We start from the raw sequence: 25,209 nt of genomic DNA, 5'->3' as shown, positions 1-25,209 counted from the left end.
TTCGTGTATGTCACTGAAGTTCAATACCAAACGCATGGCGCTCATGGCATGGGTAGGCGCTATTGCAATGTCACCACTCAATGCCAATGCAATGCACATTATGGAAGGTTTTTTACCGCCAACATGGGCTTTAACTTGGTGGGCTTTGTTCATTCCGTTTGTGATCATGAGCGTTAGGAATCTAAAACAGATCGTTACTGATGATGCCAATAAGAAAGTACTGCTAGCCCTTTGCGGCGCGTTTATTTTTGTACTTTCAGCGCTCAAGCTTCCTTCAGTTACGGGCAGTTGCTCCCATCCAACCGGAGTTGGTTTAGCTGTTATTTTATTTGGCTTTATGGTTGTGCCTGTACTTGGCGGTATTGCTCTACTGTTCCAAGCGTTGTTGCTTGCTCATGGCGGCATTTCAACGTTAGGTGCAAACGGTATGTCGATGGCGGTCATCGGTCCGATGATCGGTTACTTCGTCTGGGTTGCCGCTAACCGTTTGAATCTGCGCAAAGATATCGCTGTATTCTTAGTGGCGTTTGTCGCAGACATCTCTACTTATGCAGTCACCTCTTTGCAGCTTGGCGCTGCATTCCCAGACCCTGAGTTTGGTGTAATGGCTTCTATGAGTAAGTTCATGGGCATATTCCTGTTCACTCAGCTACCAATCGCGATCGCTGAAGGTTTGCTCACTGTTCTTATCTATGAACAACTGACTAAACGTTCGCTCATTTCGTTTCAAGAGAGAGTATTACGATGAAAAAGAATCTAGTTCTGATGGCTATGCTGTGTGCCTTAGTCGTTGTTCCATTACTAATGAATCCGAGCGCTGAGTTTTCTGGCTCTGATGGTCAAGCAGAGTCCTTGATAACTCAAGTAGCACCAAACTATAAACCATGGATTGAACCTTTAATTGAACCTGCGAGCGGAGAGATAGAAAGTTTACTGTTTACGCTGCAAGGTTCATTGGGTGCGGCTGTGATCTTTTACATTTTAGGCTTCTACCACGGTAGAAGAAGAACCGATGCTGATCATCGATAAGTACGCCTATCAAAACCGTTGGGTTGATGTTTCGCCAAGCTATAAATGGTGGGCATATCTTGCGGTTTTGGTGACAGCCATGATGACACCGATAGCGTGGCAATTCGCTCTGTTCATTTTGCTCAGTGTCGTCACTTGTTACGCAGGCAGGTTAACTTCGAAGCAGTATCTGCAATGGCTGAGTTTACCTTTTGGCTTTTTAGCCATGAGTCTTATCGCGATGCTTCTCACATACAGCGATAACTCAGCACACTTGATTGCAAGTTTGCCAATGTTCGATGGCTATGTTGGGGTAAGTGCTCAAACAGTTGATACGGCGCTGACAACACTGTTTCGGTGTTTATGTTCTATTGCCGCGACGTTGTGTTTCGTGATTATCACGCCCTTTAATCAGTGCGTGACGTTACTAAAAAAAGCGCGTTTACCCTCGGTTTTGGTTGAGCAAGTGTTATTAACCTACCGATTCATTTTTATCTTTATCGAAGAAGCTCATGCCATTTATACCGCTCAAACACTGAGGTTTGGGTATATCAAACGTGGGTTATGGTTGAAATCATTAGCGATGTTGGTGGGTGTGTTACTGCAAAGAGTGATGATTCGTCACCAGCATATGCAAAGTGCTCTGGCAGTTAAGTTGTATCAAGGAGAATTTCATCAATGACGTTATCAGTGAGCTCAATGAGTTTTGCTTATGAAAAAGATGAACGGGTGCTGAGGAATCTCAATATGGATTTTTCCACTCATCCGGTCATTGGTGTTGTTGGTGCAAACGGATGTGGTAAATCCACTTTATTCAAGCTACTACTTGGTCTGCATACGCCAACAGAAGGCAGTGTCAATTGGTCGCAGCAACCCATTGACTACAGTAAGAAAGCACTCATCGAACATCGCAAAAATGTCACTTTGCTATTTCAGGAGCCCGACCAGCAAATCTTCTATACCGATGTGTATAACGACATTGCGTTCAGTCTGAGAAATCTTGGAGTAGCTGAACATGAAATCGAACAAAGAATTCAACGAGCGTTAGAGCTGGTGGATGGCAAGAGTTTCTCCCATAAGCCTATTCAATATCTCAGTTATGGTCAGAAAAAACGTGTCGCACTGGCAGGTTCACTTGTCATGGATTCCGATTATTTGCTGTTAGATGAACCGACAGCGGGTTTGGATCCAAATGGAACTAAGCAGATGAAAGCTCTCATACGTTCTATTTCTGATCTCGGTAAGAACGTTGTGATGTCCAGTCACGACATCAATTTGATTTACGACGTATGTGATTACGTCTACGTCATGAGTCAGGGAGAGATGGTTTCTCAAGGTGAACCACAGAACGTTTTCCTTGATAAACACTTTATTGAGCAAGTCGGTCTGGAACAGCCTTGGTTAGTAAAAATGCACCAAGAGTTTGGTATGCCATTGTTTCGCCACGAACATGAAATGGTCGCTGGGAGTAGTCTAATTAAGGAGTCGATATGAGTCGTGCAATCATGTTTCAAGGAACCGCTTCTGACGTTGGCAAAAGTGTGTTGGTGGCGGGTATTTGTCGAATTCTGGCACAAAATGGATATCGCTGTGTGCCATTCAAAGCACAAAACATGGCGTTGAATTCAGGGATCACGCGCAGCGGTGATGAAATGGGCAGAGCGCAAATCTTTCAGGCTGAAGCAGCAGGCGTAGAGCCTGATGTAAGAATGAATCCTGTCTTACTCAAACCTACTGGTGATCGTCATTCGCAAGTGATTGTGATGGGAAAAGTTCTGACCAACATGGATGCGGTGACTTATCACGAATTCAAACCCCAACTGCAACAAAAGATTTTCCGTGCATTTACAGAGCTTGCCGAGCAAAACGACATCGTAGTTCTGGAGGGAGCAGGTAGCCCAGCTGAGATTAACTTACGCGACCGTGATATCGTCAACATGGGCATGGCTGAGCTGATCAATGCGCCTGTGATCCTTATTGCTGATATTGACCGAGGTGGTGTGTTTGCTTCCATTTACGGCACGTTGATGTTGTTGTCAGAACAAGAACGGCAGCGTGTTCGAGGTGTGATTATTAACAAGTTTCGCGGCGATGTAGAACTGCTCAAACCGGGAATAAAGCAAATTGAAGCACTGACACAAGTTCCGGTTATCGGAGTCGTTCCTTATCTTGATGTGGACTTGGAAGAAGAAGATGGTGTGGCATTACAACCCGAAAAGTTACGCCATCAACTAGGAATAGAAAGTGACGCGGATAAACTTGATATCGCCGTGATCAAAGTTCCTCGTATTTCCAATTTCACAGACTTCAATGCGTTAGCTGCTCAGCCCGACGTGAATTTACGTTACGTTGCTAAAGTGTCTCAACTTGGCAATCCAGACTTGATTATCCTGCCCGGAAGCAAAAATACCTTAGCTGATCTCACTCATCTGAATGAGTGCGGTTTGTCATCTGCGATTGTCAACAAAGCGAAACAGGGCTGTGCGGTATTGGGTGTCTGCGGTGGCTATCAGATGCTTGGTAAGACACTGATTGATGGTGTTGAATCAGGCATTGATCAGATGGATGGACTTGGTTTGCTTGATACGGTGACCAAGTTCGCGCAATCCAAACACACTACGCAAGTAAAAGGGAAGATCCTCAGCCATAGTCGTGGTTTGTTCTGCGATGTTGACGGAATGGAGCTAAGTGGGTACGAGATCCACATGGGGGAAACTGAGGTGATCGGTGACATGAAACCGTTCGTTGAAATACGGTCTCGTAATCAGCAAAACGTAAGCATTTTGGATGGCGCAGTGACAGCGGATGGTTTGATTGCGGGTACGTATATTCACGGTTTATTTGACCATGGTCTTTTCACTCGACACTTCTTAAATCAACTGCGGTTAAGAAAAGGTCTAACTCAGTTAGCGGAGGATGCTTTCGATTATGCAAGTTACAAGAGTGCGCAGTTTGATCTTCTGGCGGATGGTTTAAGAGAAGTCTTAGATATCGACCAGCTAGAGAGAATCATGGATGAGTTCTCGCTAACACTGGCTAATAAAGAGCAGGAATGCATGGTATGAAGCCATTTTTAGTTACTCTGCAATTTATTACACGGATTCCCGTTCCCCAAAGATGGACCAGCGATTACGATTTTGAACAGACATATCGTGGTGTGGTGACATTTCCGATTGTCGGCGCGATTCTGGGTATTATCGCTGCCGCTATATCGGTCACCCTGTATATGGGGCTTGGCTGGAATAGCCCCCTAAGTGCAGCGACTTACGTGTTCTCACTGGCACTGTTAACGGGTGGTTTTCATCTGGACGGACTTGCGGACACTTGTGATGGAATATTTTCTGCCAGAACCCCAGAACGTATGTTAGAAATCATGAAAGACAGCCGTTTGGGAACGCATGGAGCGCTGGCACTGTTTTTTGTTCTTACGTTAAAGATTCTCACCGTCACACAGATTCTAGATACTGAGCCCGAAGAAGCGCTACTTATATTAGTGATTGCACCGTGCATTAGTCGCGCTTGGATGTCACTTCTTATGTATAAGCAAAACTATGCTCGTGAATCTGGGTTAGGACATATCTACATCAACAGAATTTCGTCCCATCAATTTTATTTCACCCTCGCTATTGGCGCTGCTATCGCGTCTTGGATGCTAGGCTGGCAAAGCCTGATTGCATTTTGTGTAACTGGGGGATTCGCTTTGATTTATCGCCGCTATATCAATAACACCATCGGTGGGCAAACTGGGGACACGCTTGGTGCTGGTAACGAATTGTTTGAATTATGTTTTTTAATGGCTATGACCAGTGTATGGACGCTTAGTATCTAGACCTTTTTATCACTAGAACGATGTTCACATACTGATGTTCAGGATCGCTATGCCCAGCCAGCATACATGGAAGGAGAATAGCTTGTGAGTACGTTATTAAATGATTTGAAAGAATCGATTATCCCTGTCGATGAAAAGGTTCGGAAACGAGCACAACATCATATTGATCAACTGTTTAAGCCAATTGGCAGTTTAGGGCAATTAGAGCAACTGGCTTGTCAGTTAGCTGCGATTTATCGCACCATCAAATGGCAGACCGGAAAGAAAAAAATCTTCGTCATGGCAGGTGATCACGGTGTCTTTGAAGAAGGTGTAGCGGTTACGCCTAAAGAAGTCACAACCATGCAAGCAGTGAATACGGTAAAAGGTTTAACGGGGGTTGCTGCGCTGAGTTATACCACGGGTGTTGATGTTGAAATGGTGGATGTTGGGATTGATTGTGACCCAATCGATGGCATCACTAATATGAAAGTGGCGCGTGGTTGTGGAAACATAGCTAAAGGTCCGGCAATGAGCTACGACCAAGCAGAGCAGCTTATTCTAGATACGGCAAACTATGTAAAACAAGTTATCGACCGTGAACAGTTAAGCGTAATTGGTGTAGGGGAGTTAGGCATTGCCAATACTACACCCGCTGCTGCTATTGTCAGTATTGTGACCAATCAGTTACCGATGCATGTGGTTGGTCTTGGCGCAAACTTGCCGAGTAGCCAACTTCAACACAAAGTCGATGTTGTTTCCGTTGCGATTGCACTTAATCACCCAGACCCTGCCGATCCTATCGATATCATGGCGAAAGTGGGCGGATTTGATTTAGCGGGTATGACCGGTGCGATTCTAGGTGCAGCTGCCATGCGTATTCCTGTGGTGTTAGATGGCTTTTTATCTTACTCGTCGGCAATGATTGCCTGCATGATTGAACCGAATGTCTGGGATTATTTGATTCCATCACATCAATCTGCAGAAAAAGGAGCAGTGGTTGCGTTAGAACATTTACGCTTAAAACCGTTTATACATATGGAGTTACGGTTAGGGGAAGGCAGCGGTGCTACGCTTGCAATGCCTTTTATTGATGCTGCGCACTCGATGATGAATCGCATGGGCATGATGCAAGATGATGGCGTCGAACTGCCGAGCCCTGCTTAATATCTATCCACATTTTCAAATCAAAGATCTACGTTTGTGGGGCTAATAATTGGTGATTATTAGCCTTTGCTATTTATTTCACTTATACAAAAGTATTGCTGTTATTGATAAATCAATTTAGTCTGCAGACGTCTATACATCTAAAAAGAATATAAGGGAGTTTGTATGTCAGGTCAGCAGTTGGTTACCATATTAGATGGCGGTATGGGCAGAGAGTTGAAGCGTCGTGGTGCGCCGTTTCGTCAACCAGAATGGTCAGCGTTGGCTATGATGGAAGCGCCAGAAGTTGTCGGCGAAGTTCACCGCTCATTCATTCAAAATGGCGCACAAGTTATTACTACCAACAGTTATGCACTTGTGCCTTTCCACATCGGACAAGAGTGCTTCGATTCTCAAGCTGAGGTGCTAGCAGACAGAGCAGGCAAGGTAGCCAGAGACGCGGTGATTGCTGAAGGTAAGCAGACGTTGGTTGCGGGTTCTATTCCTCCACTGTTTGGCTCTTATCGTGCAGATCTCTATCAACCTGAAAATGCAGAAAAGATTGCGTCGCCACTTATCAAAGGGCTTGATGCTCATATCGATATATGGCTAGCTGAAACACAGAGTTTGATTGCAGAATCCAGTACTATTTATCAGCAGGTAAGGGCGCTAGGTACTGGAAATAAACCGTTTTGGGTTTCTTTTACTCTAGATGACAGTGAGAAAACGGAAGTACCAAAGCTTCGTTCTGGTGAGACGGTTAAGCAAGCGGTTGAAGCGATGGCAGCATTGAATGTGAACGCGATTTTGTTCAATTGTAGCCAACCTGAAATTATGGAAGACGCTTTGATTGTTGCAAGAACGACGTTGGAATCGCTTGATGCTGAAGGGATTCAACTTGGCGTTTATGCCAACGCATTTCCTCCAACAACAAAAGATGCAACAGCAAATGATGGCTTAGATGAACTCCGTGATGATCTCAATCTAACTGTGTACGCAGAAATTGCAGACAAATGGCACAAACAAGGAGCGAGTTTGATTGGCGGCTGCTGTGGCATAGGTCCGGAACATATCAACGAATTGAGTAAACATTTTTCCGATTATCTGCGCCCATAAAAGCAGATTGGACAAACGAAGCCTTAAATCAACATTAGTAAGTTAGTTAAACAGCTTATTCGTTATTAATGTTGGCTGTTTATAGGGGAGAGTTAACCTGCGTAGCTCTTCCTTGTTTGCGCCCAATCATCAAGCCCTCTCTAAAGGGTTTAAATCAGTGAGGTCGAATGACCACATATACATGCCATATCAGCTACTTGGTATGTAATCCTTGTTCAATAGGTAGTTAATACAAATTGTGCTCTTTGTTGAGTGAACATCTAATAGGCTTTGCTTAAAACTCGTCTAACAGCTAACTTCAATATAAATAACGTTTTAAAAACGAAAAGATATGGTTGATAAAACAGTAAAACTTGCGGATCACGATAAGATGTCATGCAAACAGTGTTTAGAGAGAAAAGATCTTGGTTTTGATTTTACGATGGCGTTTCAGCCATTAATTCAATACTCGACCCAAACGATATTTGGTTACGAAGCTCTAGTTAGGGGAACACAAAATGAATCGGCCTTCTCTGTCATTGAGAAGGTGAATGATGAAAACAGATATCGGTTTGATCAACTTTGTCGAGTTAAGGCAATTGCTTTAGCATCAAAGCTTAATATTGATTCTGTGTTGAGTATTAACTTCCTGCCTAATGCTGTGTATCAACCTGAACTTTGTATTCGTACCACGTTAGAAGCCGCGAAGGAGTATAACTTTCCAATCGAAAACATTATGTTTGAATTTACGGAAGTAGAGAAAGTTAAAGATCATGAACACATAAAACACATTGTTGAGTGTTACAAAAACTTGGGGTTTAGGACGGCGATAGATGATTTTGGCTCGGGTTACTCAGGGTTAAATCTTCTGGCGGGTTTTCAAACAGACATCGCTAAACTGGATATGGAGTTAATCCGAAACATAGATAAAGACCCTGTTAAACAAGTGATCATAAAACACTGTTTAGCTATGTTTGCAGAATTGAATATTACGCCACTTGCTGAGGGTATCGAGACCAAGGAAGAGATGATTTTCTTGAGAGATGCCGGTATCGATTTAATGCAAGGGTACTATTTTGCCAAACCCGGATTCGAATCCCTTCCTAGTGTCGATTTTACTCTTCTTTGATTTTGTTCTTTACAAGGCCTTTGCTTTCACGCAATAGGTCTTGTCATCACGTTTATTACTATTACCTACAATTTAAGTGATGTTAAAGATACTTTATTAGTCGCTTAAGAGATGTAGTTAAAGTGTGCCATGTCACAACCAATGCGTTGTGCAGTTGTCATCACAGATGAGAACGATTCACCTTTATAGCTTGTTTTAGGCGCTTTGCTTTTGTTTTCAGATGTGAAAAATGAAGCAATGAAGTTAGCAAATTTAGTAGCTAGACGGTTTGATGCTTGGGTTTCAATATTTAAAGTGTTCATTACGCAACCTCGACTTAGTATCTATTTCTATTTTTTTGAACTAGACAATGAAGCGAAACATACTTGATGTCTTCATTGTGACCGTGTTCACACTTTATTCCTAAATATGATCGAGATCAATAGTTTAAAAGCTGTTTTTTTTGAAGTAAAACGGCTTTTCATTTAATTAACCAATAAATACAAATAGTTATATTTTAAAAATAATTTTAACGCACTCAAAAATAGTTGATTGAAAGCGAGTTCCTTTCACGACGACTTCTGTGTCCACTCTCATATTTTCCTAAAGGACAAAATCTAGTTCTACTTAAACTGTCGACATGTCGATTGTTTCCAACGCGTTGCCTAACTTGCCTATGTTAAATCTAATTTAAATATTATTATTTAAATACAGGTAGATAGAGTAAATATATTGAATTATTGAAACGATGTAGGGTTTATACCTTAGTCTAATTTGTCGACAATTATCTTGATTGTCGACAATCTGTGCATCTATAGTGTGTTCATTCCTTAGTGAGCTTCCTAAAAGAACTCGCAAGTACGATTAAGAAGACATGATGAACAGTGAATTGAGAAAACCGCTTGTTGGTGAAAAAGAAAATACCAAATCAGAAAACCTGACTGAGTATTTGATTGAAGCGATTGTAGAAGGGCAAATTGCTCCTGGTAGCAAAATATCTGAGCCTGAGCTAGCTAAGCGTTTTGAAGTAAGCCGTGGTCCTTTACGAGAAGCATTAATGCGTATCGAAGGATTAGGCTTAATCGAGCGTATTCCGCACGTTGGTGCGCGCGTCATTCAATTCTCTTCTGAAAAGCTGGTCGAATTATATGCGGTGCGTGAAGCATTAGAGGGCATGGCGGCACGCCTTGCTGCCCGTAATATTACTGAAATCGAAATTGCTGGCTTAGAAACGCTATTGTCGACACATTCTGCGCATATTGATCAAGTAGATGGTGCATCTTACTTTCATCAACAAGGCGATTTTGACTTTCACTATCGCATCATAAAGGCAAGCCGTAACAGTCAATTGATTTCATTGCTGTGTGATGAACTGTATCACTTGCTGCGTATGTATCGATATCAGTCACCACGTGCACAGTCTCGTCCGGTAGAAGCGTTGGACGAACACAAATTTATCCTGCAAGCCATTCGTAACAGAGATGAAGAGCTGGCAGAAATGCTGATGCGTCGCCATATATCAAGAAGTCGACGTTTAATAGAACAACAGATTCTAAGCGAAGCTAAAGATCTAGATTAAGGAGAATCAAATGTTAAGCCCAGGAGCAAAGTTTCGACTTGCAGTTAAAACCAATAACCCGTTGCAAATTGTAGGCACCATAAACCCATACTGCGCCATGATGGCGAAGAAACTGGGTCATCAAGCTATTTATCTTTCCGGCGGAGGTATTGCTAATGCTTCTTATGGTTTACCGGATCTGGGTATTACAACCTTGAACGATGTTCTGGTCGATGTTGACCGCATTACTAACGCCTGTGATTTACCACTTCTTGTGGATATTGATACTGGTTTTGGTGGTGCATTCAATATTGGCCGTACGATAAAAGCGATGGAAAAAGCGGGCGCTGCTGCGGTTCATATGGAAGATCAAGTGGCTCAAAAACGTTGTGGTCACCGTCCGAATAAAGCCATTGTCAGTTTGGAAGAGATGGCAGATCGCGTTAAAGCAGCGGTTGATGCGCGTCATAACCCAGAATTTGTCATCATGGCTCGTACCGATGCGCTTGCGGTTGAAGGTATGGATAGTGCGATTGAAAGAGCAATTGCCTGTGTTGAAGCTGGTGCGGATATGATTTTCCCAGAAGCTATGACGGAACTTCAACAATATGAACGTTTCTCAACGGCTCTGCATTCGGCAACAGGTAAACACGTACCAATTCTTGCCAACATTACTGAGTTTGGCCAAACGCCTTTGTACAACTGCGAAGAGTTGGCTAAATCGAAAGTCGATATGGTGCTTTATCCACTGAGTGCATTCCGTGCGATGAACAAAGCTGCTGAGATGGTGTATAGCCACATTTTAGAAAATGGTAATCAGGAAGCCATGCTCGATAATATGCAGACCCGTAAAGAGCTGTATGAATATCTGAACTATCACAGTTACGAAGACAAATTAGATCAACTGTTTAGCAAGTAGACATAATTAAAAATTAAATCCCTATTAATTGTCTTGCAGTGAGTAGGGAAGCCCAAGAAAACTGAAATAGTGTTTAGACAAGGCTTTTAAATAAGCTAAGAAACATAGAAAACGTAAAGCCTGCGTTTTCAAAAATAATCCAATAACGTGAAACCGCTGAGCTACAGCACCCAAGAGGTGGACCCAATGAGGTCGGCTTTTATAGCCCGAAGCAATGCGACAAAAGGAGTTCAACATGCCTCATTCCCCTAAAGGAGAGCTAGGCGGAGCTGGCCTACGTGGTCAAAGTGCTGGAAGCACCGCTTTATGTACGGTTGGTAAAACAGGTACAGGTCTAACTTATCGTGGTTACGACATCACAGATCTAGCCAACAATGCGCAGTTTGAAGAGGTTGCCCACTTACTATTAGTTGGGCATCTACCAAACCAAGCTGAATTAGACCAATACAAAACGCGCTTGATTGGTTTGCGCGGTCTGCCTAAACCTCTTAAGGATGTACTTGAATTGATTCCAGCCGACGCTCATCCAATGGATGTAATGCGTACCGGATGTTCAATGTTGGGCAATCTAGAAACTGAGCAAGATTTCTCACAACAAGTGGCTGCTACAGAACGCATGTTAGCTTTGTTCCCAGCGATTATCTGTTATTGGTATAGATTCAGCCATGATGGCGTACGCATTGATACAGAAGATCGCAGCGAAGATTCTATCGGCGGTTATTTCTTAAAAATGTTGACTGATAAAGCGCCAAGTGATTTGTTCAAACAGGTAATGCATACCTCTCTAATCGTTTACGCAGAACACGAATTTAATGCTTCAACCTTTGCTGCTCGTGTTTGCGCTTCTACTTTATCTGATTTGCATTCCTGTGTGACTGCTGCAATCGGCACGTTACGTGGACCACTTCACGGTGGTGCTAATGAAGCGGCAATGGAGATGATCGAGAACTGGCAGACACCTGATGAAGCGGAACAAAACATTCTGCGCATGCTGGCGAACAAAGACAAAATTATGGGCTTTGGTCATGCCATCTATCGAGAGAGCGACCCACGTAACGCACTGATTAAGCGTTGGTCAAAAGAGCTTTCTGAATTCGTTGGTGATAAACAACTTTACGCAGTTTCAGAACGTGTTGAAGCGGTGATGAAGCGTGAAAAAGACTTGTTCTGTAACGCGGACTTCTTCCACGCGTCGGCTTATCACTTTATGGATATTCCAACCAAGCTGTTCACACCTATTTTTGTGATGAGTCGTTTAACAGGTTGGGCAGCACACGTGTATGAACAACGCGCGAACAACCGAATTATTCGTCCAAGCGCTGATTACACAGGTCCTGAGCATCAAGATTGGGTTCCAATCGAAAAACGCAGTTAATCGTATACGTAGTTAACAGTATAGAAAGGCGCTGTGCTTGTAGGGAGTAGCGCCTTGTTTCATGCACCATAAAGTCACTCCTAAAAATTTGATAGGACGGAGTTAGAAGGAAGAAGCGATGAACAATACCTATAAAAAAACGCTTCCGGGAAGCCAGATTAGTTATTTTGACACTCGTGAAGCCGTTAATCAGATATCTCCCAATGCTTACGAAAAGCTGCCTTATACTTCGCGCGTGCTTGCAGAAAACTTAGTACGCCGCTGCGACCCTGAAACATTGGTCGATTCTCTGAAACAGATTATTGAACGTAAACGCGATATGGATTTCCCTTGGTATCCAGCGCGTGTTGTTTGCCACGATATCTTGGGACAAACAGCATTAGTTGACCTTGCAGGACTGCGCGATGCAATTGCCGATCAAGGCGGTGACCCAGCCAAAGTTAACCCAGTCGTCGAAACACAGCTGATTGTTGACCACTCTCTTGCTGTTGAACACGCTGGCTTCGATTCTGATGCGTTCGATAAAAACCGTGAGATTGAAGAGCGTCGTAACGAAGACAGATTCCACTTTATCGAATGGTGTAAGACCGCATTTGAGAATGTCAGTGTTATCCCAGCGGGTAACGGCATCATGCACCAGATTAACCTCGAAAAAATGTCGCCTGTCATTCAACTAAAAGATGGTGTCGCATTTCCTGATACTTGCGTAGGTACTGACAGCCATACACCACACGTGGATTCACTGGGTGTTATTGCAATCGGTGTTGGCGGTTTAGAAGCTGAAACCGTGATGCTCGGTCGTCCTTCAATGATGCGCTTACCTGACATCGTGGGTGTGAAACTGATAGGTAAGCGTAATCCGGGGATTACCGCTACGGATATCGTACTGGCTATTACCGAATTTCTGCGTAATCAAAAAGTGGTCTCCTGCTATTTGGAGTTCTATGGTGAAGGCGCCAAAGATCTTACCATCGGCGACCGTGCCACTATCTCTAACATGACGCCAGAATACGGTGCGAGTGCGGGTATGTTCTACATTGATGAGCAGACCATCAATTACCTAAAACTGACTGGTCGTGATGCTGAGCAGGTTGCTTTGGTAGAGCAATACGCAAAAGAAACCGGCTTATGGGCTGATAGTCTTACAAACGCTGAGTATGAACGTGTACTTGAATTTGACTTATCGACTGTAGAACGCAACCTAGCAGGTCCTTCCAACCCACATCGTCGTCTACCTACTTCTCAACTAGCCGCTCGCGGTATTGCCGGAAAATGGCAAGAAAAAGAAGGTGAGATGCCAGATGGCGCGGTGATCATCGCTGCAATAACTTCCTGCACTAACACCAGTAACCCTCGTAACGTGGTAGCTGCCGGTTTGTTAGCGAAAAAAGCCAATCAACTCGGGTTGGTTCGCAAACCTTGGGTGAAAACTTCGTTTGCACCAGGCTCTAAAGTGGCAAAACTCTATCTAGAAGAAGCGGGATTATTACCAGAATTAGAACAGCTTGGTTTTGGCATTGTCGGCTACGCATGTACCACGTGTAATGGTATGAGCGGCGCGTTAGATCCAGTTATTCAGCAAGAGATCATTGACCGTGACTTATACGCTACCGCGGTATTGTCTGGTAACCGTAACTTCGATGGTCGTATCCATCCTTATGCAAAACAAGCATTCCTAGCTTCTCCACCGCTTGTGGTTGCTTATGCTTTAGCTGGCACCATTCGTTTTGATATTGAACGTGACGCCTTAGGTCATGACGTTAACGGAAAGCCAATCTACCTTAATGATGTTTGGCCAAGTGATGAAGAGATTGACCAAGTTGTCAGTCAACACGTTAAGCCAGAACAATTTAACCAAGTCTATATTCAGATGTTTAAACTGGATGACGCACAAAAGAGCAGCAGTCCACTGTATGACTGGCGCCCAATGAGTACTTATATTCGTCGTCCGCCTTATTGGGAAGGTGCACTTGCGGGTGAGCGTACTTTGAAAGGTATGCGTCCTTTAGCTGTGCTCGGTGACAACATCACCACTGACCATTTGTCTCCTTCAAATGCGATTCTGGCATCCAGCGCTGCAGGGGAATACCTGACAAAGATGAAAGTGCCGGAAGAGGATTTTAACTCTTACGCGACACACCGTGGCGACCATTTGACTGCACAGCGAGCAACATTCGCAAACCCGAAACTGTTTAATGAAATGGTGAAGGAAAATGGTGAAGTGGTACAGGGCTCACTGGCTCGTATTGAACCTGAAGGCAAAGTAACTCGCATGTGGGAGGCGATAGAAACCTACATGGAGCGTAAACAACCGCTGATTATTGTGGCGGGAGCTGACTATGGGCAAGGTTCTTCACGAGATTGGGCTGCAAAAGGCGTTCGTCTTGCGGGCGTTGAAGCCATTGTCGCAGAGGGCTTTGAGCGTATTCACCGTACTAACTTAGTCGGCATGGGCGTATTACCGCTGCAGTTTAAAGATGGCGTTAATCGCAACACTTTAGCCTTAGATGGTACTGAACTCTACGATGTAGCGGGCGAGATAAAGCCGGGTGTGGATTTGGCATTAGTGATTACCCGTAGCAACGGTGAAAAATTGGATGTTGCAGTCACGTGTCGCCTAGATACCGCCGATGAAGTGAATGTGTACAACGCAGGTGGTGTGTTGCAGCGCTTTGCGCAAGACTTCTTAGCGCAGTAGGAGATAAAGAATGACTTCTCAAATCAAAGTTCCTGCTACCTACATGCGTGGTGGAACCAGTAAAGGCGTGTTTTTTAGGCTTGATGAGCTACCAAAAGCAGCGCAAGTCGCAGGTGAAGCGCGAGACAAACTTCTGATGCGTGTTATCGGTAGCCCAGACCCTTACGGCAAACAAATTGATGGTATGGGCGGCGCTACTTCAAGCACAAGCAAGACGGTCATTGTTTCGAAAAGCGATCGTGCTGACCACGATGTTGATTATCTTTTCGGTCAGGTATCTATCGACAAACCATTTGTTGATTGGAGTGGCAACTGCGGGAACTTGTCTGCAGCTATCGGTCCATTTGCGATTCATGCTGGTCTCATTCCAGAATCGCGGATTCCTGAAAACGGTATTTTGGAAGTGCGTGTATGGCAGGTGAACATCAGCAAAACCATCGTCGTTCATGTACCCATTGTTAATGGAATGGTTCAGGAAACAGGTGATTTTGAACTGGATGGAGTGACGTTTCCAGCCGCAGAAATTCAGGTCGATTTTATGGACCCAGCGGACGGTGAAGGTTCGATGTTCCCAACGGGCAATTTGGTTGATGATTTAATCGTACCTGAAGTTGGTACCTTGAATGTCACCATGATCAACGCTGGAATACCTACGATTTTTGTCGATGCTGCTGCTATTGGTTATCAGGGTACGGAATTACAAGAAGATATCAATAACGACGTAAAAGCATTGGCGATGTTTGAAAAAATACGTGCACATGGCGCGTTAAAGATGGGCTTAATCCAAAATTTAGAAGAGGCGAAAACCCGTCAACATACGCCTAAGGTGGCTTTTGTCGCCAAGCCAAAAACGTATCAATCGTCGAGTGGTAAAACCGTTCTAGAGTCAGATGTTGATGTACTGGTTAGAGCGCTCTCTATGGGTAAATTGCACCACGCAATGATGGGGACAGCTGCCGTCTCCATCGCTGCGGCGGCTTGCGTGCCCGGCACCTTAGTCAATTTGGCTGCAGGTGGTGGAGAAAAACAATCTGTTACTTTTGGTCACCCGTCCGGAACATTAAAGGTAGGGGCAAAAGCCAGTGCGACAGAACAAAGCGGCTGGAAAGTAGAAAAAGCCGTGATGAGTCGGAGCGCACGAGTGTTGATGGAAGGTTGGGTGAGAGTGCCTGCTGAAACCATCGAAACTTGTTAAGCCAGAACATTATTCCAAGTTGTCTTTGGCGATAAAACTTGGGGTATAAAAAGGAGAAGCACAATGTCTGCGTATTTGAAGGAATATCTATGGGCAAAAGAGCAACCGGAATCATTCTGGCATGCGCAAGCCCAGAAAATTGATTGGTTTGAATTTCCGCAAACTATTTTAAAGAAAGATGAAAATGGCATCGAACGCTGGTATCCAGATGGTTTGCTCAATACATCTTGGCTTGCCTTAGATTACCATTGTGAGCAAGGTCGAGGCGACCAAACTGCACTCATTTATGATTCGCCTGTAACAGGTAAGAAACAGCGTTATAGCTATTTCGCATTACGTGACACTGTAGCGCGTGTTGCTGGCATGCTGGCTGACCAAGGGGTCACAAAAGGCGATCGAGTGATTATCTATATGCCGATGATCCCGGAAGCCGCCATGGCTATGCTGGCTTGCGCACGTCTTGGTGCGATTCATTCGGTTGTTTTTGGCGGTTTTGCGCCCAATGAATTGGCTGTTCGTATTGAAGATGCAGAACCGAAAGTGATCATGACTGCTTCATGCGGTATTGAAATCAATAAGGTCATTCCATACAAGCCTATGGTCGATAAAGCAATCATGGATAGCCGCTGGAAACCTGAAAAAGTGATGGTATTCCAACGTCCTGAATGTTTAGCCGATCTCGACAACGAACGCGATTTAGATTGGAGTGCACAGTACGAGAAAGCATTGCCTCATGCCTGTGTACCAGTGTTGGCAACAGATCCGCTCTACATTCTTTATACATCAGGTACAACGGGCAAGCCTAAAGGCGTGGTTCGTGATAATGGTGGACACGCTGTTGCCATGAAGTACTCAATGAGTTGTATTTACGATATGCCGCAAGACGGCGTATTTTGGGCTGCGTCAGATGTAGGCTGGGTGGTGGGGCATTCCTACATTGTGTATGCGCCGCTTATTCATGGATGCACGACGATTTTGTACGAAGGTAAACCAGTAAGAACACCGGATCCGGGCGCTTTCTGGCGTGTTTGTCAGGAATACAAGGTGACGGCTTTGTTCTCTGCGCCAACCGCTTTCCGTGCCATTAAGAAAGAAGACCCTAATGGCGAACTTTTAGAGAAGTACAATCTGAATCATCTTAAAACCATTTTTATGGCTGGTGAGCGATTAGATCCTCCAACGCTAGAATGGGTGCAAGAGAAAACCAACAAACCCGTTATTGATCACTGGTGGCAAACCGAAACAGGTTGGGCTATTGCGGGTAACCCGACAGGTATTGAATTAATGCCTGTAAAAGCAGGCTCTGCGACTAAGCCAATTCCGGGCTATCAAGTTGAAATCTTGAACGAAGTGGGAGAGGTTCTTCCTCCCAATCAACAGGGTTTTGTTGCACTGAAAAGACCGTTACCACCAAGTTGTTTGACCACAGTTTGGCGTAACCATGATCGATTCGAAACGGGGTATTTGGCTCAGTTCCCTGATTACTATGTTTCTGGCGATGGCGGTTATCTGGATGAAGACGGATATCTGTTCATTATGGGACGAATCGATGATGTGATTAACGTTGCTGGACATCGACTCTCGACTGGTGAGATGGAAGAGATTGTTGGTGCCCACCCAGCCGTAGCTGAGTGTGCGGTTGTCGGAGTGCATGACGAACTCAAAGGCCAGCTTCCATTAGGGTTGGTTGTGTTGAAAGACGGTGTGAAAGTTGATCTCGAATCGCTGGAATCTGAACTGGTCAATAGTGTTCGTAGCCATATCGGTGCCGTCGCATGCTTTAAACATGCTTTGGTCGTGGAGCGTTTACCGAAGACGCGTTCAGGAAAGATATTGCGCCGTATTATCCGTCAGATTGCAGACGGAGAAAGTTACACTGTCCCTTCTACCATTGATGACCCAAGCAGTTTGAATGAGCTAGAGAAAATTCTGCACGTTTAATCTGCTGTTGTTGGTACATATTTTCTACTTCTATGTTCATGGCGAACGTTTGTGCTCCGATATCGGGGCACTTTTTTTGCCTTTGGTTTTCCACCTCTCTCTTATCCAGCTCGACTCTAAAAAATTTACACTTTGAAACATATGTAAAAACAGAGAGTTAGCATTTAACGCATAAATTCTATGAATCTATAGGCTTTACATATAATAAGTAATGCTTACTATATGTAATAACTTGTTACATATACCATCCTGTAAACCTCAAAAACATCCAACATAGGTAATGTTATGACAACTCCATCGATAGGGTATTTGCTTTGGGATGTGACGCGAATCGTACGAAAACGCTACGAATCTGCGTCGAGTTCTACATGCTTAACGCTCGCTCAAGCAAAAGCTTTGTCGCATATCGCTTGTCGCCAAGGTGTTAAACAGGTCGATTTGGCGGAAGTGTTAGACATCAAGCCTATGACGTTAGTCAGAGTGATCGACTCACTGGTCGAGGAAGGTTTTGTTGAAAGACGTCCTGACCCTACAGACAGACGAGCTCATCTCATCTATTTGCTTCCGGCAGCGGATGAGCAACTTAAAAAAGTGAAAAGTGTCGCCAATGGTATCTGGGCAGAAGCGCTGGACGGCCTTTCAGAACAAGAAATCGAGCAGTTTGTTAAAACGCTCAATCATATACATAGCAATCTTTCTTTAGAAAACAAACCAAAGTCTTAATTTTCAGGAACACCTCGTATGTCTAATTCCAAACCAGAGCATGAAAAACCGGTTTCAACATTAGTGCCTAAATCGCGTCGTAAAACCAAGCGTGCCGTTATGCTCTTTCTCGTCCCTTTACTCGCTGTGGCTGGCGGTGTCGCCATTTATCTGCATGGCGGTAGATATGTTGAAACAGAAAACGCTTATGTGAAAGCGGACAAAACGTCGATCACTTCCGAAGTATCTGGGCGTATTGTTGATGTGCCAGTGGAAGAGAACCAGTTAGTGAAAGCAGGGGACTTGCTGCTTCAAATTGACCCGACGTCATACAAAATTGCCGTCGAACAAGCGCGCGCCAATTTGAATGATGTAAAGACCACGCTAACGACATTGAAAGCAGAATACCAAAGCAAACTGGCTAATATTGATGTATCAAAAAGCCAGCACGAATACCTGAAGAAAGAAGAAAAGCGTCAACTTGATCTGCTCAAGAAAAAGTACACCTCTCAATCTCAATATGATTCAGCTCGTCAAAATACGCTGCTGGTTGAGCTTGAAGTGAACGCGCTTAAAAAAGGGTTAAAGCAGGTTGAAGAGAGTCTGGGCGGTGATGTTAACGCACCGATTGAACTTCACCCTAAATATCGTGCAGCGGTAGCGGCGCTAGACAAAGCGGAAAACGATCTTGCTCACGTGAATCTGTATGCGCCGGCTGACGGCGTTGTGACTAAAGTGGTTGAAAAAGGTCAGTACATCTCACCGGGAAGTTTGGCAATGATGTTGGTGTCGGATTCTGATATCTGGATTGAGGCAAACTTTACCGAAACTGAATTAACACACGTGAAAACCGGTCAAGATGTCGAAGTGAAGGTGGACTATGCACCGGGCTTTACTTGGAAAGGTACAGTGGAAAGCTTGAGTCCCGCAACTGGTGCTGAGTTCTCAGTTATTCCTGCACAAAACGCAACGGGTAACTGGGTGAAGATCGCGCAACGCTTGCCAATTCGCATTCGTTTAGAGCAAGAAGAAGGTGCGCCTAAACTGCGTGCGGGTTTAAGTGCCGTAGTCACTGTCGACACTCACCATCAACGTCACCTGTCTTTGTAAGTGGAGTTAGACGATGACTTCTCACGTCGAAACGAATGCAGATGATACCCAAGGTAGTAAACGCCTGTTTATTACCTTGTCGGTCATGCTTGCAACCATCATTCAAGTACTGGATACCACGATTGCAAACGTAGCGTTACCACATATGAGAGGCACAATGAGTGCCACTCAAGACCAAATATCCTGGGTTTTAACGTCTTATATCGTAGCATCAGCTATTGCTATGCCTTTGACGGGCTTTGTGGCGGCAAGAATCGGTCGTAAACGTCTATTTTTGTATTCAGTGCTCGGATTCACTTTTGCTTCAGTGCTTTGTGGTGCGGCACAATCTTTAGAGCAGATCATTTTATTCCGAATTTTACAGGGCATTTTTGGTGCAAGCTTGGTTCCTTTGTCACAGTCTGTGCTGTTGGATACATACCCAACCGAACAGCACGGCTCGGCAATGGCAATGTGGGGTGTAGGTGTGATGGTGGGACCGATCCTTGGTCCATCACTAGGCGGTTGGTTAACGGAGTATTACAACTGGCGTTGGGTTTTTTATATCAACGTACCGTTTGGCATTATGGCTTGGATGGGCATAGCAGCTTACGTAAAAGAGACGGCAATCGATACTACACGACGGTTCGACATGTTTGGCTTTGCTTTACTCGGGCTTGCTATCGGTAGCTTACAGATGTTCTTGGATAGAGGTGAATCACTGAACTGGTTTTCGAGCTTGGAAGTGATTATCGAAGCCTCACTAGCGGTATTAGCGTTCTATATGTTCACTGTGCATATGTTTACGCATAAAGCGCCATTTCTTGAACCTATGATGTTTAAAGATCGCAACTATGTGGTGGGTTTGCTATTCGGGTTTATGATCGGGGTCATTTTGCTTGCGACTATGGCACTGTTGCCGCCATTTTTGCAAAACTACATGGGCTATCCAGTACTCGATGTGGGGCTTTTACTCACACCTCGTGGCTTTGGAACCATGACGGGGATGATGATCGTTGGACGTGTTGCGAGAAAAGTAGATCTGCGTTACCTCGTAGCTACGGGGCTAGTTCTGATGATTATCTCTTTGTGGCAGATGACCAAATTCTCTGTCGATATTACTCGTTGGGAAATTATTTGGACGGGGATTGTTCAAGGGTTAGGCTTAGGTTTAGTGTTTGTTCCCCTTTCCACATTGAGTTTCTCGACTCTTGCACCACGCTATCGTAATGAAGCGACCGCGCTCTACAGCTTAGTCAGAAATATTGGTAGTAGTATTGGTATCTCTGTGGTGACAACCTATTTGTCTCATCGAGTTCAGATCAATCATGCTGTTTATGCCGAGCACATCAATAACTTCAATCCAGCTTTGCAGGATGCAGTTCAGAAAGGTGCCTATGATTTATCAACCACGGCTGGATTGGTTAGTTTAAATAACGTAGTGACCAACCAAGCAGCAATTTTCGGCTACCTGCAAGATTTTAGATTGATGATGTATGTGTGTATCTTTACCTTGCCTTTGCTGGTCTTACTGCGCAGACCGGGAGCCAGTAAATAACGTCTAGTAACAGAAACGTCCTTAATTGGACGTTTTTCTTTTTTAGTTTCAAATAACCGCAGTTGGCAGTGCTCTTTTGAACGTTATCTTATAAAATCCGAATAAGCTTATTTTTTAACGGCATACAAACATGTCCAACCTTTCGATTGTTGCTGCTCGCGCAGATGATTTAGAAATGCTCAATGATTTGATGTATGAGTTGCATCATGAGCACCATTCCGCTTGTCCTGAGCATTTTAAAACTGCTGAAGACATCGAACAGGAAAAAAGCATTGCTCGCTATCTCGATTCACCGGAATGTCTGGTTTATGTCGCCAAGCAGAATGATTCGATCATAGGGTTTATCACTGGCCATTTTTGCGAACTAATTTCTACAGTTAGCAAACCAGTGCCAATGGGCAGTATCGATGAACTGTATGTTTTACCGGAATTTCGAAAACAGGGTGTCGCAACCATGCTCTATAAGAAGCTTGAAACGACCTTGATAGATTATGGCGTTGAACAAGTGTTCGTAGAGGTTTGGGCATTTAATAAAAATGCTCATCGATTCTATGAAGATTCGGGGTTTGAGCCTCATATCGCATGGCTGAGAAAATCGGTTAAGCACCGCTAATATAACGAATAAATAACGTAGAGTGAGTTTAGTGTTTCAACGTCGGTTGCTAGAAGTTATTGCCGCTTTTTGGCTTTTATACCTGTTGCCTGCTTATGCTCAAGAGCAGGGGAATATTGCTGCGCCAAATATGGCGAGTCCGTATAAAGGCGCTTTGTGTCTGATTAAGGCGGACAACAAGATTGTTCTGGTCAAAGAAATCATTACCAAACAACTGTCGATTCCCGGTGGCACCATTAAACCCGGTGAGCCACCACAACTCGCTGCCCAAAGAGAAACTTGGGAAGAAACAGGTATTGTTGTTACGGTTGGGGAAGAGCTAGGTCATACCGATAAGGCCATTTTCTTCGATTGCGTCAGCTCATCAGAAATCATTGCCTATCAACACCAAAACTCGATGGGTGGGTATGAATTACCTGTCTGGTTTGCTCCCGACTATGGCGTTGAAGTGTCTAGTGCAATGCTGATAGATCCGTCCTATGTAAATTCAGAGCAATATCGTTATCCCAAAGAGTGGGATTCAACCATTGAGATGTTTCAACGGGCTACCGATCAGCCAATCAGAATTGTTGCAGATCTGATTCAGGCTGCGCCAAGTTTCCATCAATCCGAATTGAAATGGATTCAAGCGTTTCAGCTCTGGGTAAATAAGTTGCCTCAACAGTGGGGTAGCTTTATCCACAACCTGCTGTTGAGCGGCAACCTATTCGCTTCACCTGTTTGCGGCATTATTCTCTTTCCGTTGCTCTATTGGCGTTGCGGCAAGTCGGTTTGCTACAAGGTAAGTTTCGCTATCAGTATTAGTTCATTGATTTGTCTGTTTGCTCAGCAAGGTTTTACGTTTCCTCGGCCACATGTTTATCTTCCATCACTACAGCTTGTATCAAGTTACGGAAAAGGTTTTCCAAGCTTACCCGTCGCGGTATGGAGCAGTATTGGTATTTTGCTGATGACGGAAAAGGAGAGGCTAGGCGGTCATTGGTTTGGCGTAGCTTACTGGCTTTCCGCTGTTTGGTTGATACTGTCAAAGTTCTATTCAGGAAGTGCATTTCTAACGGACATGGCCGTGGGTGCGTTTCTCGGTCTGTTAATTACTTGGAATATCATTCGTTTCGACATCAAGAGAACCGAGAAAGCTCGCACCATTATGGGCTCGCGCCGCGTTTGGTGGGGGATCAGTTTGGTTGCTGCAATTTTTGCTTACTACTGGCAGCTGCCTGTTTTCTCCGCTTGGTTGGTGGTATTGATCGTAATGTCGCTTGTTACGACTACCTTGAAGAATCAAAGAGAACATCTGACCTTGTTTCAAGGTTTACTGTTTACGCTGATATTGGCCGCGGTATATATGGTGATCTCCTACCTTGCGGCACAGGTATCTTCGAGTGGCATTTTGTCTCTGGTGGTCGAAATTTCGCGATATCCGACCATTATTATCGTATTTGTTGCGATGATTAAACTTACCTCATCGGCTACAACAGAGACTAAAAAGCCCAGTTAAACTGGGCTTTTGCTTATCATTGGCAATTAGTATTAACGCGTCAGATAGGTTTTGATGAATTCACTGATCTTGATGAGATCCGCAACTGCGATGAACTCTTCGGTAGTGTGCACTTTTGACATGCCCGTTGACAGGTTAACCGTAGTTAAACCTTTTTCATTGAAGTTATTCGCATCACTACCGCCGCCTGTACTCTTAGTTCTAGGCTCAATATCCATAGACTCGAACACTTGCTTGATAGTCGCGATGTGTGGGTGACTATCATCCATAACAAAGGCGTTGTAAGAGCGCTGAGAATCGATCTCTACCGTTGCACCGTGCTTTTCAGCTACAGCTTCAAAGGTATCCACCATATGTTTTACCTGAGCGGCCAGTTTTTCGTTATTGAGAGAACGTGCTTCAGCAACGATTGTGAGTTCAGGCATTACGATGTTTGTTGCCAAACCGCCGTTTACCATACCGATGTTAGCCGTGGTTTCTTCATCAATACGCAATAAGTTCATTTGCGTAATGGCTTCCGCTGCAACGGAAATTGCGCTGATACCTTCTTCTGGCGCTAATCCTGCGTGTGCAGGTTTACCGTGAACAGTTACTTTTAGTTTTTGTTGGCCAGGTGCCGCAGTAATAATGGTGCCAATTGGGCCGCCAGTATCAAGAACAATCGCTTTGTCCGACTGAATGTAGTTCATATCAAAGTGTTTAGAACCCATTAAACCGCCTTCTTCATGAACGGTAAAAGCGATTTCAATAGTTTGATGCGCGGTATTTTCTTCTTTCAGAGTTTTAACAGCTTCAAGAATTGCAGCGATACCAGATTTGTCGTCACCACCCAAAATAGTGTTACCCGCAGAACGGATAATGCCATCTTCAATGACAGGTTGAATTCCATTTCCCGGACTTACCGTATCCATATGGCATGAGAAAACTGTGCTGCCAGCAAGCGAACCTTCTAGACGAGCATAGATGTTGTAGCCGTTTGAAACACTCTCAGGAACAGGAAGTTTGTGCACTTCGAATCCAAGGCCTTCAAGTTGAGCTGAAAGGATATCGGCAAATACCTTCTCTTTTCCTGACTCACTGTCGATTTGGATGATTTCTAGAAAGTGTTCAATAAGACGCTGATCGTTAATAACAGGCATAACATAATCTCTAAGGAAAACAGGACATGTACCATGCCTCTCGACGCTTCGCTTAGCCCTGAGTTAAATCAAGAAATGTTCGAAAAATAATGCCGCTATCGATAGTGAGTGCGAAAATGAGAGCCTCATTTAATAGTATATTCCTATTGAATTAATGGATTCATACGATTTCTATTTAACATCACGAGCGAATATTATTCTCTCAACGAAACGAAGAATATAAACATTAAGAGGTGATGTTATGAAAAAGAATCTAATTGGTCTCGATAAAGAACAAAGCCTACAGCTAGCAGAAGCACTGAACAACTTGCTGGCAAATTATCAGGTGTTTTACATGAACACTCGTGGTTATCATTGGAATATTAAAGGCAAAAAATTCTTTGAATTACATGCAAAATTTGAAGAAATCTATACTGATCTACAACTGAAGATTGATGAAATCGCAGAACGTATCCTGACTCTTGAAGTTCAGCCAGTGCATAGCTTTAGCCAGTATGTAGAGCGATCAAAAATTAGCGAACACACCAATGCTACTGATGGCGACAGCACCATGAAAGGGTTAGTGGAAGGTTTCAGCCTACTGATTGGACAACAACGCAAGGTTTTGAGTTACGCATCAGAAGTGGGTGATGAAGGCACTGCGGCATTAATGAGTGACTATATCCGTGAGCAAGAAAAGCTAATCTGGATGTTAAGTGCATGGCTTGATTAATACTTGTTTGCTCAGCAGATAATCTTTGGAACGCCAATCATTTGTTG

The 25,209-nt window shown here is 44.1% G+C and carries 23 protein-coding genes; 21 read left to right on the top strand and 2 right to left on the bottom strand.

From position 1 onward, the window contains the following. The first annotated feature begins 7 nt into the window (after positions 1 to 7). From HKI82_RS10755 to HKI82_RS10715, 9 genes are all read left to right on the top strand, one after another. A complete protein-coding gene (locus HKI82_RS10755; protein WP_102941978.1) occupies positions 8 to 748 on the top strand; it encodes an energy-coupling factor ABC transporter permease in 741 nt (246 codons plus the stop codon). Continuing rightward, on the top strand, positions 745 to 1,029 hold the full coding sequence (locus tag HKI82_RS10750) for an energy-coupling factor ABC transporter substrate-binding protein (protein WP_171137976.1): 285 nt from the start codon (positions 745 to 747) through the stop codon (positions 1,027 to 1,029). Before HKI82_RS10755 ends, HKI82_RS10750 begins: the two co-directional genes overlap by 4 nt. Further along, positions 1,013 to 1,690: a cobalt ECF transporter T component CbiQ gene (cbiQ, locus tag HKI82_RS10745; protein WP_171137975.1), complete on the top strand. Its 678-nt coding sequence runs from the start codon at positions 1,013 to 1,015 to the stop codon at positions 1,688 to 1,690. Before HKI82_RS10750 ends, cbiQ begins: the two co-directional genes overlap by 17 nt. Next, a complete protein-coding gene (locus tag HKI82_RS10740; RefSeq protein ID WP_171137974.1) occupies positions 1,687 to 2,502 on the top strand; it encodes an ATP-binding cassette domain-containing protein in 816 nt (271 codons plus the stop codon). The genes cbiQ and HKI82_RS10740 overlap by 4 nt, the downstream gene beginning before the upstream one ends. Next, positions 2,499 to 4,073, top strand: coding sequence for a cobyric acid synthase (locus tag HKI82_RS10735; protein ID WP_171137973.1), 1,575 nt, complete (start codon positions 2,499 to 2,501; stop codon positions 4,071 to 4,073). Before HKI82_RS10740 ends, HKI82_RS10735 begins: the two co-directional genes overlap by 4 nt. Beyond that, the gene (gene cobS, locus HKI82_RS10730) at positions 4,070 to 4,837 is read left to right on the top strand and encodes an adenosylcobinamide-GDP ribazoletransferase (protein ID WP_102942060.1); all 768 of its coding nucleotides are present in this window, start codon (positions 4,070 to 4,072) and stop codon (positions 4,835 to 4,837) included. Before HKI82_RS10735 ends, cobS begins: the two co-directional genes overlap by 4 nt. An 84-nt stretch (positions 4,838 to 4,921) precedes the next feature. Beyond that, a complete protein-coding gene (gene cobT / locus HKI82_RS10725; protein ID WP_171137972.1) occupies positions 4,922 to 5,983 on the top strand; it encodes a nicotinate-nucleotide--dimethylbenzimidazole phosphoribosyltransferase in 1,062 nt (353 codons plus the stop codon). A 165-nt stretch (positions 5,984 to 6,148) separates the two neighbouring features. Further along, positions 6,149 to 7,078: a homocysteine S-methyltransferase family protein gene (locus HKI82_RS10720; RefSeq protein WP_206361872.1), complete on the top strand. Its 930-nt coding sequence runs from the start codon at positions 6,149 to 6,151 to the stop codon at positions 7,076 to 7,078. A gap of 370 nt (positions 7,079 to 7,448) precedes the next feature. After that, entirely contained in the window at positions 7,449 to 8,186 is a 738-nt protein-coding gene (locus HKI82_RS10715; RefSeq protein WP_240956701.1) for an EAL domain-containing protein, read from the top strand. Positions 8,187 to 8,290: 104 nt separating this feature from the next. On the opposite strand, the gene HKI82_RS10710 is transcribed toward HKI82_RS10715, so the two are convergent. Further along, complete coding sequence (locus tag HKI82_RS10710) at positions 8,291 to 8,488, bottom strand: hypothetical protein (RefSeq protein ID WP_171137970.1); 198 nt, start codon at positions 8,486 to 8,488, stop codon at positions 8,291 to 8,293. A gap of 551 nt (positions 8,489 to 9,039) precedes the next feature. On the opposite strand from HKI82_RS10710, the gene HKI82_RS10705 reads away from it, so the two are divergent. The 11 genes from HKI82_RS10705 to HKI82_RS10655 all read left to right on the top strand — a co-directional run bounded on the left by HKI82_RS10705 (position 9,040) and on the right by HKI82_RS10655 (position 23,311). Further along, positions 9,040 to 9,744 (top strand): GntR family transcriptional regulator, encoded by a 705-nt coding sequence (locus HKI82_RS10705; protein ID WP_171137969.1) that lies wholly within the window; start codon positions 9,040 to 9,042, stop codon positions 9,742 to 9,744. Positions 9,745 to 9,754: 10 nt separating this feature from the next. Continuing rightward, positions 9,755 to 10,642, top strand: a complete 888-nt coding sequence (prpB, locus tag HKI82_RS10700) for a methylisocitrate lyase (protein WP_171137968.1) — start codon at positions 9,755 to 9,757, stop codon at positions 10,640 to 10,642. A gap of 235 nt (positions 10,643 to 10,877) precedes the next feature. Next, complete coding sequence (gene prpC, locus HKI82_RS10695; protein ID WP_171137967.1) at positions 10,878 to 12,017, top strand: bifunctional 2-methylcitrate synthase/citrate synthase; 1,140 nt, start codon at positions 10,878 to 10,880, stop codon at positions 12,015 to 12,017. Positions 12,018 to 12,135: 118 nt separating this feature from the next. Continuing rightward, positions 12,136 to 14,715 carry a Fe/S-dependent 2-methylisocitrate dehydratase AcnD gene (gene acnD / locus HKI82_RS10690; RefSeq protein ID WP_171137966.1) on the top strand — a complete coding sequence of 860 codons (2,580 nt, stop codon included), beginning with the start codon at positions 12,136 to 12,138 and terminating at the stop codon, positions 14,713 to 14,715. A gap of 10 nt (positions 14,716 to 14,725) precedes the next feature. Continuing rightward, a complete protein-coding gene (gene prpF, locus HKI82_RS10685; RefSeq protein ID WP_171137965.1) occupies positions 14,726 to 15,910 on the top strand; it encodes a 2-methylaconitate cis-trans isomerase PrpF in 1,185 nt (394 codons plus the stop codon). A gap of 63 nt (positions 15,911 to 15,973) precedes the next feature. Further along, a complete protein-coding gene (locus HKI82_RS10680) occupies positions 15,974 to 17,851 on the top strand; it encodes a propionyl-CoA synthetase (RefSeq protein ID WP_171137964.1) in 1,878 nt (625 codons plus the stop codon). A gap of 285 nt (positions 17,852 to 18,136) precedes the next feature. Continuing rightward, the gene (locus HKI82_RS10675; RefSeq protein ID WP_102954912.1) at positions 18,137 to 18,574 is read left to right on the top strand and encodes a MarR family winged helix-turn-helix transcriptional regulator; all 438 of its coding nucleotides are present in this window, start codon (positions 18,137 to 18,139) and stop codon (positions 18,572 to 18,574) included. An 18-nt stretch (positions 18,575 to 18,592) separates the two neighbouring features. Beyond that, complete coding sequence (locus tag HKI82_RS10670; protein WP_171137963.1) at positions 18,593 to 19,663, top strand: HlyD family secretion protein; 1,071 nt, start codon at positions 18,593 to 18,595, stop codon at positions 19,661 to 19,663. Between the two features lie 13 nt (positions 19,664 to 19,676). Further along, entirely contained in the window at positions 19,677 to 21,200 is a 1,524-nt protein-coding gene (locus HKI82_RS10665; RefSeq protein ID WP_102941994.1) for a DHA2 family efflux MFS transporter permease subunit, read from the top strand. Between the two features lie 130 nt (positions 21,201 to 21,330). Continuing rightward, positions 21,331 to 21,813, top strand: a complete 483-nt coding sequence (locus tag HKI82_RS10660; RefSeq protein ID WP_102941995.1) for a GNAT family N-acetyltransferase — start codon at positions 21,331 to 21,333, stop codon at positions 21,811 to 21,813. Positions 21,814 to 21,844: 31 nt separating this feature from the next. Next, complete coding sequence (locus tag HKI82_RS10655; protein WP_261881139.1) at positions 21,845 to 23,311, top strand: bifunctional NUDIX hydrolase/phosphatase PAP2 family protein; 1,467 nt, start codon at positions 21,845 to 21,847, stop codon at positions 23,309 to 23,311. Between the two features lie 32 nt (positions 23,312 to 23,343). On the opposite strand, the gene HKI82_RS10650 is transcribed toward HKI82_RS10655, so the two are convergent. Beyond that, the gene (locus tag HKI82_RS10650) at positions 23,344 to 24,450 is read right to left on the bottom strand and encodes a M20/M25/M40 family metallo-hydrolase (protein WP_171137962.1); all 1,107 of its coding nucleotides are present in this window, start codon (positions 24,448 to 24,450) and stop codon (positions 23,344 to 23,346) included. Between the two features lie 241 nt (positions 24,451 to 24,691). Here HKI82_RS10650 and HKI82_RS10645 point away from each other — a divergent pair, with 241 nt between their 5' ends. Further along, the gene (locus HKI82_RS10645) at positions 24,692 to 25,162 is read left to right on the top strand and encodes a Dps family protein (protein ID WP_102941997.1); all 471 of its coding nucleotides are present in this window, start codon (positions 24,692 to 24,694) and stop codon (positions 25,160 to 25,162) included. Positions 25,163 to 25,209: the final 47 nt, after the last annotated feature.

The sequence above is a fragment of the Vibrio plantisponsor genome, from assembly GCF_013041605.1.
Lineage (GTDB): Bacteria > Pseudomonadota > Gammaproteobacteria > Enterobacterales > Vibrionaceae > Vibrio > Vibrio plantisponsor.
This window is presented reverse-complemented; position numbering and strand designations above follow the sequence as displayed.

What these genes read in the sequence shown, in the direction of transcription:
- HKI82_RS10755 (WP_102941978.1), top strand. Translation starts at nt 8, where the DNA reads ATGTCACTGAAGTTCAATACCAAACGCATGGCGCTCATGGCATGGGTA.
- HKI82_RS10750 (WP_171137976.1), top strand. Translation starts at nt 745, where the DNA reads ATGAAAAAGAATCTAGTTCTGATGGCTATGCTGTGTGCCTTAGTCGTT.
- cbiQ (WP_171137975.1), top strand. Translation starts at nt 1,013, where the DNA reads ATGCTGATCATCGATAAGTACGCCTATCAAAACCGTTGGGTTGATGTT.
- HKI82_RS10740 (WP_171137974.1), top strand. Translation starts at nt 1,687, where the DNA reads ATGACGTTATCAGTGAGCTCAATGAGTTTTGCTTATGAAAAAGATGAA.
- HKI82_RS10735 (WP_171137973.1), top strand. Translation starts at nt 2,499, where the DNA reads ATGAGTCGTGCAATCATGTTTCAAGGAACCGCTTCTGACGTTGGCAAA.
- cobS (WP_102942060.1), top strand. Translation starts at nt 4,070, where the DNA reads ATGAAGCCATTTTTAGTTACTCTGCAATTTATTACACGGATTCCCGTT.
- HKI82_RS10720 (WP_206361872.1), top strand. Translation starts at nt 6,149, where the DNA reads ATGTCAGGTCAGCAGTTGGTTACCATATTAGATGGCGGTATGGGCAGA.
- HKI82_RS10715 (WP_240956701.1), top strand. Translation starts at nt 7,449, where the DNA reads ATGTCATGCAAACAGTGTTTAGAGAGAAAAGATCTTGGTTTTGATTTT.
- HKI82_RS10710 (WP_171137970.1), bottom strand. Translation starts at nt 8,488, where the DNA reads ATGAACACTTTAAATATTGAAACCCAAGCATCAAACCGTCTAGCTACT.
- HKI82_RS10705 (WP_171137969.1), top strand. Translation starts at nt 9,040, where the DNA reads ATGATGAACAGTGAATTGAGAAAACCGCTTGTTGGTGAAAAAGAAAAT.
- prpB (WP_171137968.1), top strand. Translation starts at nt 9,755, where the DNA reads ATGTTAAGCCCAGGAGCAAAGTTTCGACTTGCAGTTAAAACCAATAAC.
- prpC (WP_171137967.1), top strand. Translation starts at nt 10,878, where the DNA reads ATGCCTCATTCCCCTAAAGGAGAGCTAGGCGGAGCTGGCCTACGTGGT.
- acnD (WP_171137966.1), top strand. Translation starts at nt 12,136, where the DNA reads ATGAACAATACCTATAAAAAAACGCTTCCGGGAAGCCAGATTAGTTAT.
- prpF (WP_171137965.1), top strand. Translation starts at nt 14,726, where the DNA reads ATGACTTCTCAAATCAAAGTTCCTGCTACCTACATGCGTGGTGGAACC.
- HKI82_RS10680 (WP_171137964.1), top strand. Translation starts at nt 15,974, where the DNA reads ATGTCTGCGTATTTGAAGGAATATCTATGGGCAAAAGAGCAACCGGAA.
- HKI82_RS10675 (WP_102954912.1), top strand. Translation starts at nt 18,137, where the DNA reads ATGACAACTCCATCGATAGGGTATTTGCTTTGGGATGTGACGCGAATC.
- HKI82_RS10670 (WP_171137963.1), top strand. Translation starts at nt 18,593, where the DNA reads ATGTCTAATTCCAAACCAGAGCATGAAAAACCGGTTTCAACATTAGTG.
- HKI82_RS10665 (WP_102941994.1), top strand. Translation starts at nt 19,677, where the DNA reads ATGACTTCTCACGTCGAAACGAATGCAGATGATACCCAAGGTAGTAAA.
- HKI82_RS10660 (WP_102941995.1), top strand. Translation starts at nt 21,331, where the DNA reads ATGTCCAACCTTTCGATTGTTGCTGCTCGCGCAGATGATTTAGAAATG.
- HKI82_RS10650 (WP_171137962.1), bottom strand. Translation starts at nt 24,450, where the DNA reads ATGCCTGTTATTAACGATCAGCGTCTTATTGAACACTTTCTAGAAATC.
- HKI82_RS10645 (WP_102941997.1), top strand. Translation starts at nt 24,692, where the DNA reads ATGAAAAAGAATCTAATTGGTCTCGATAAAGAACAAAGCCTACAGCTA.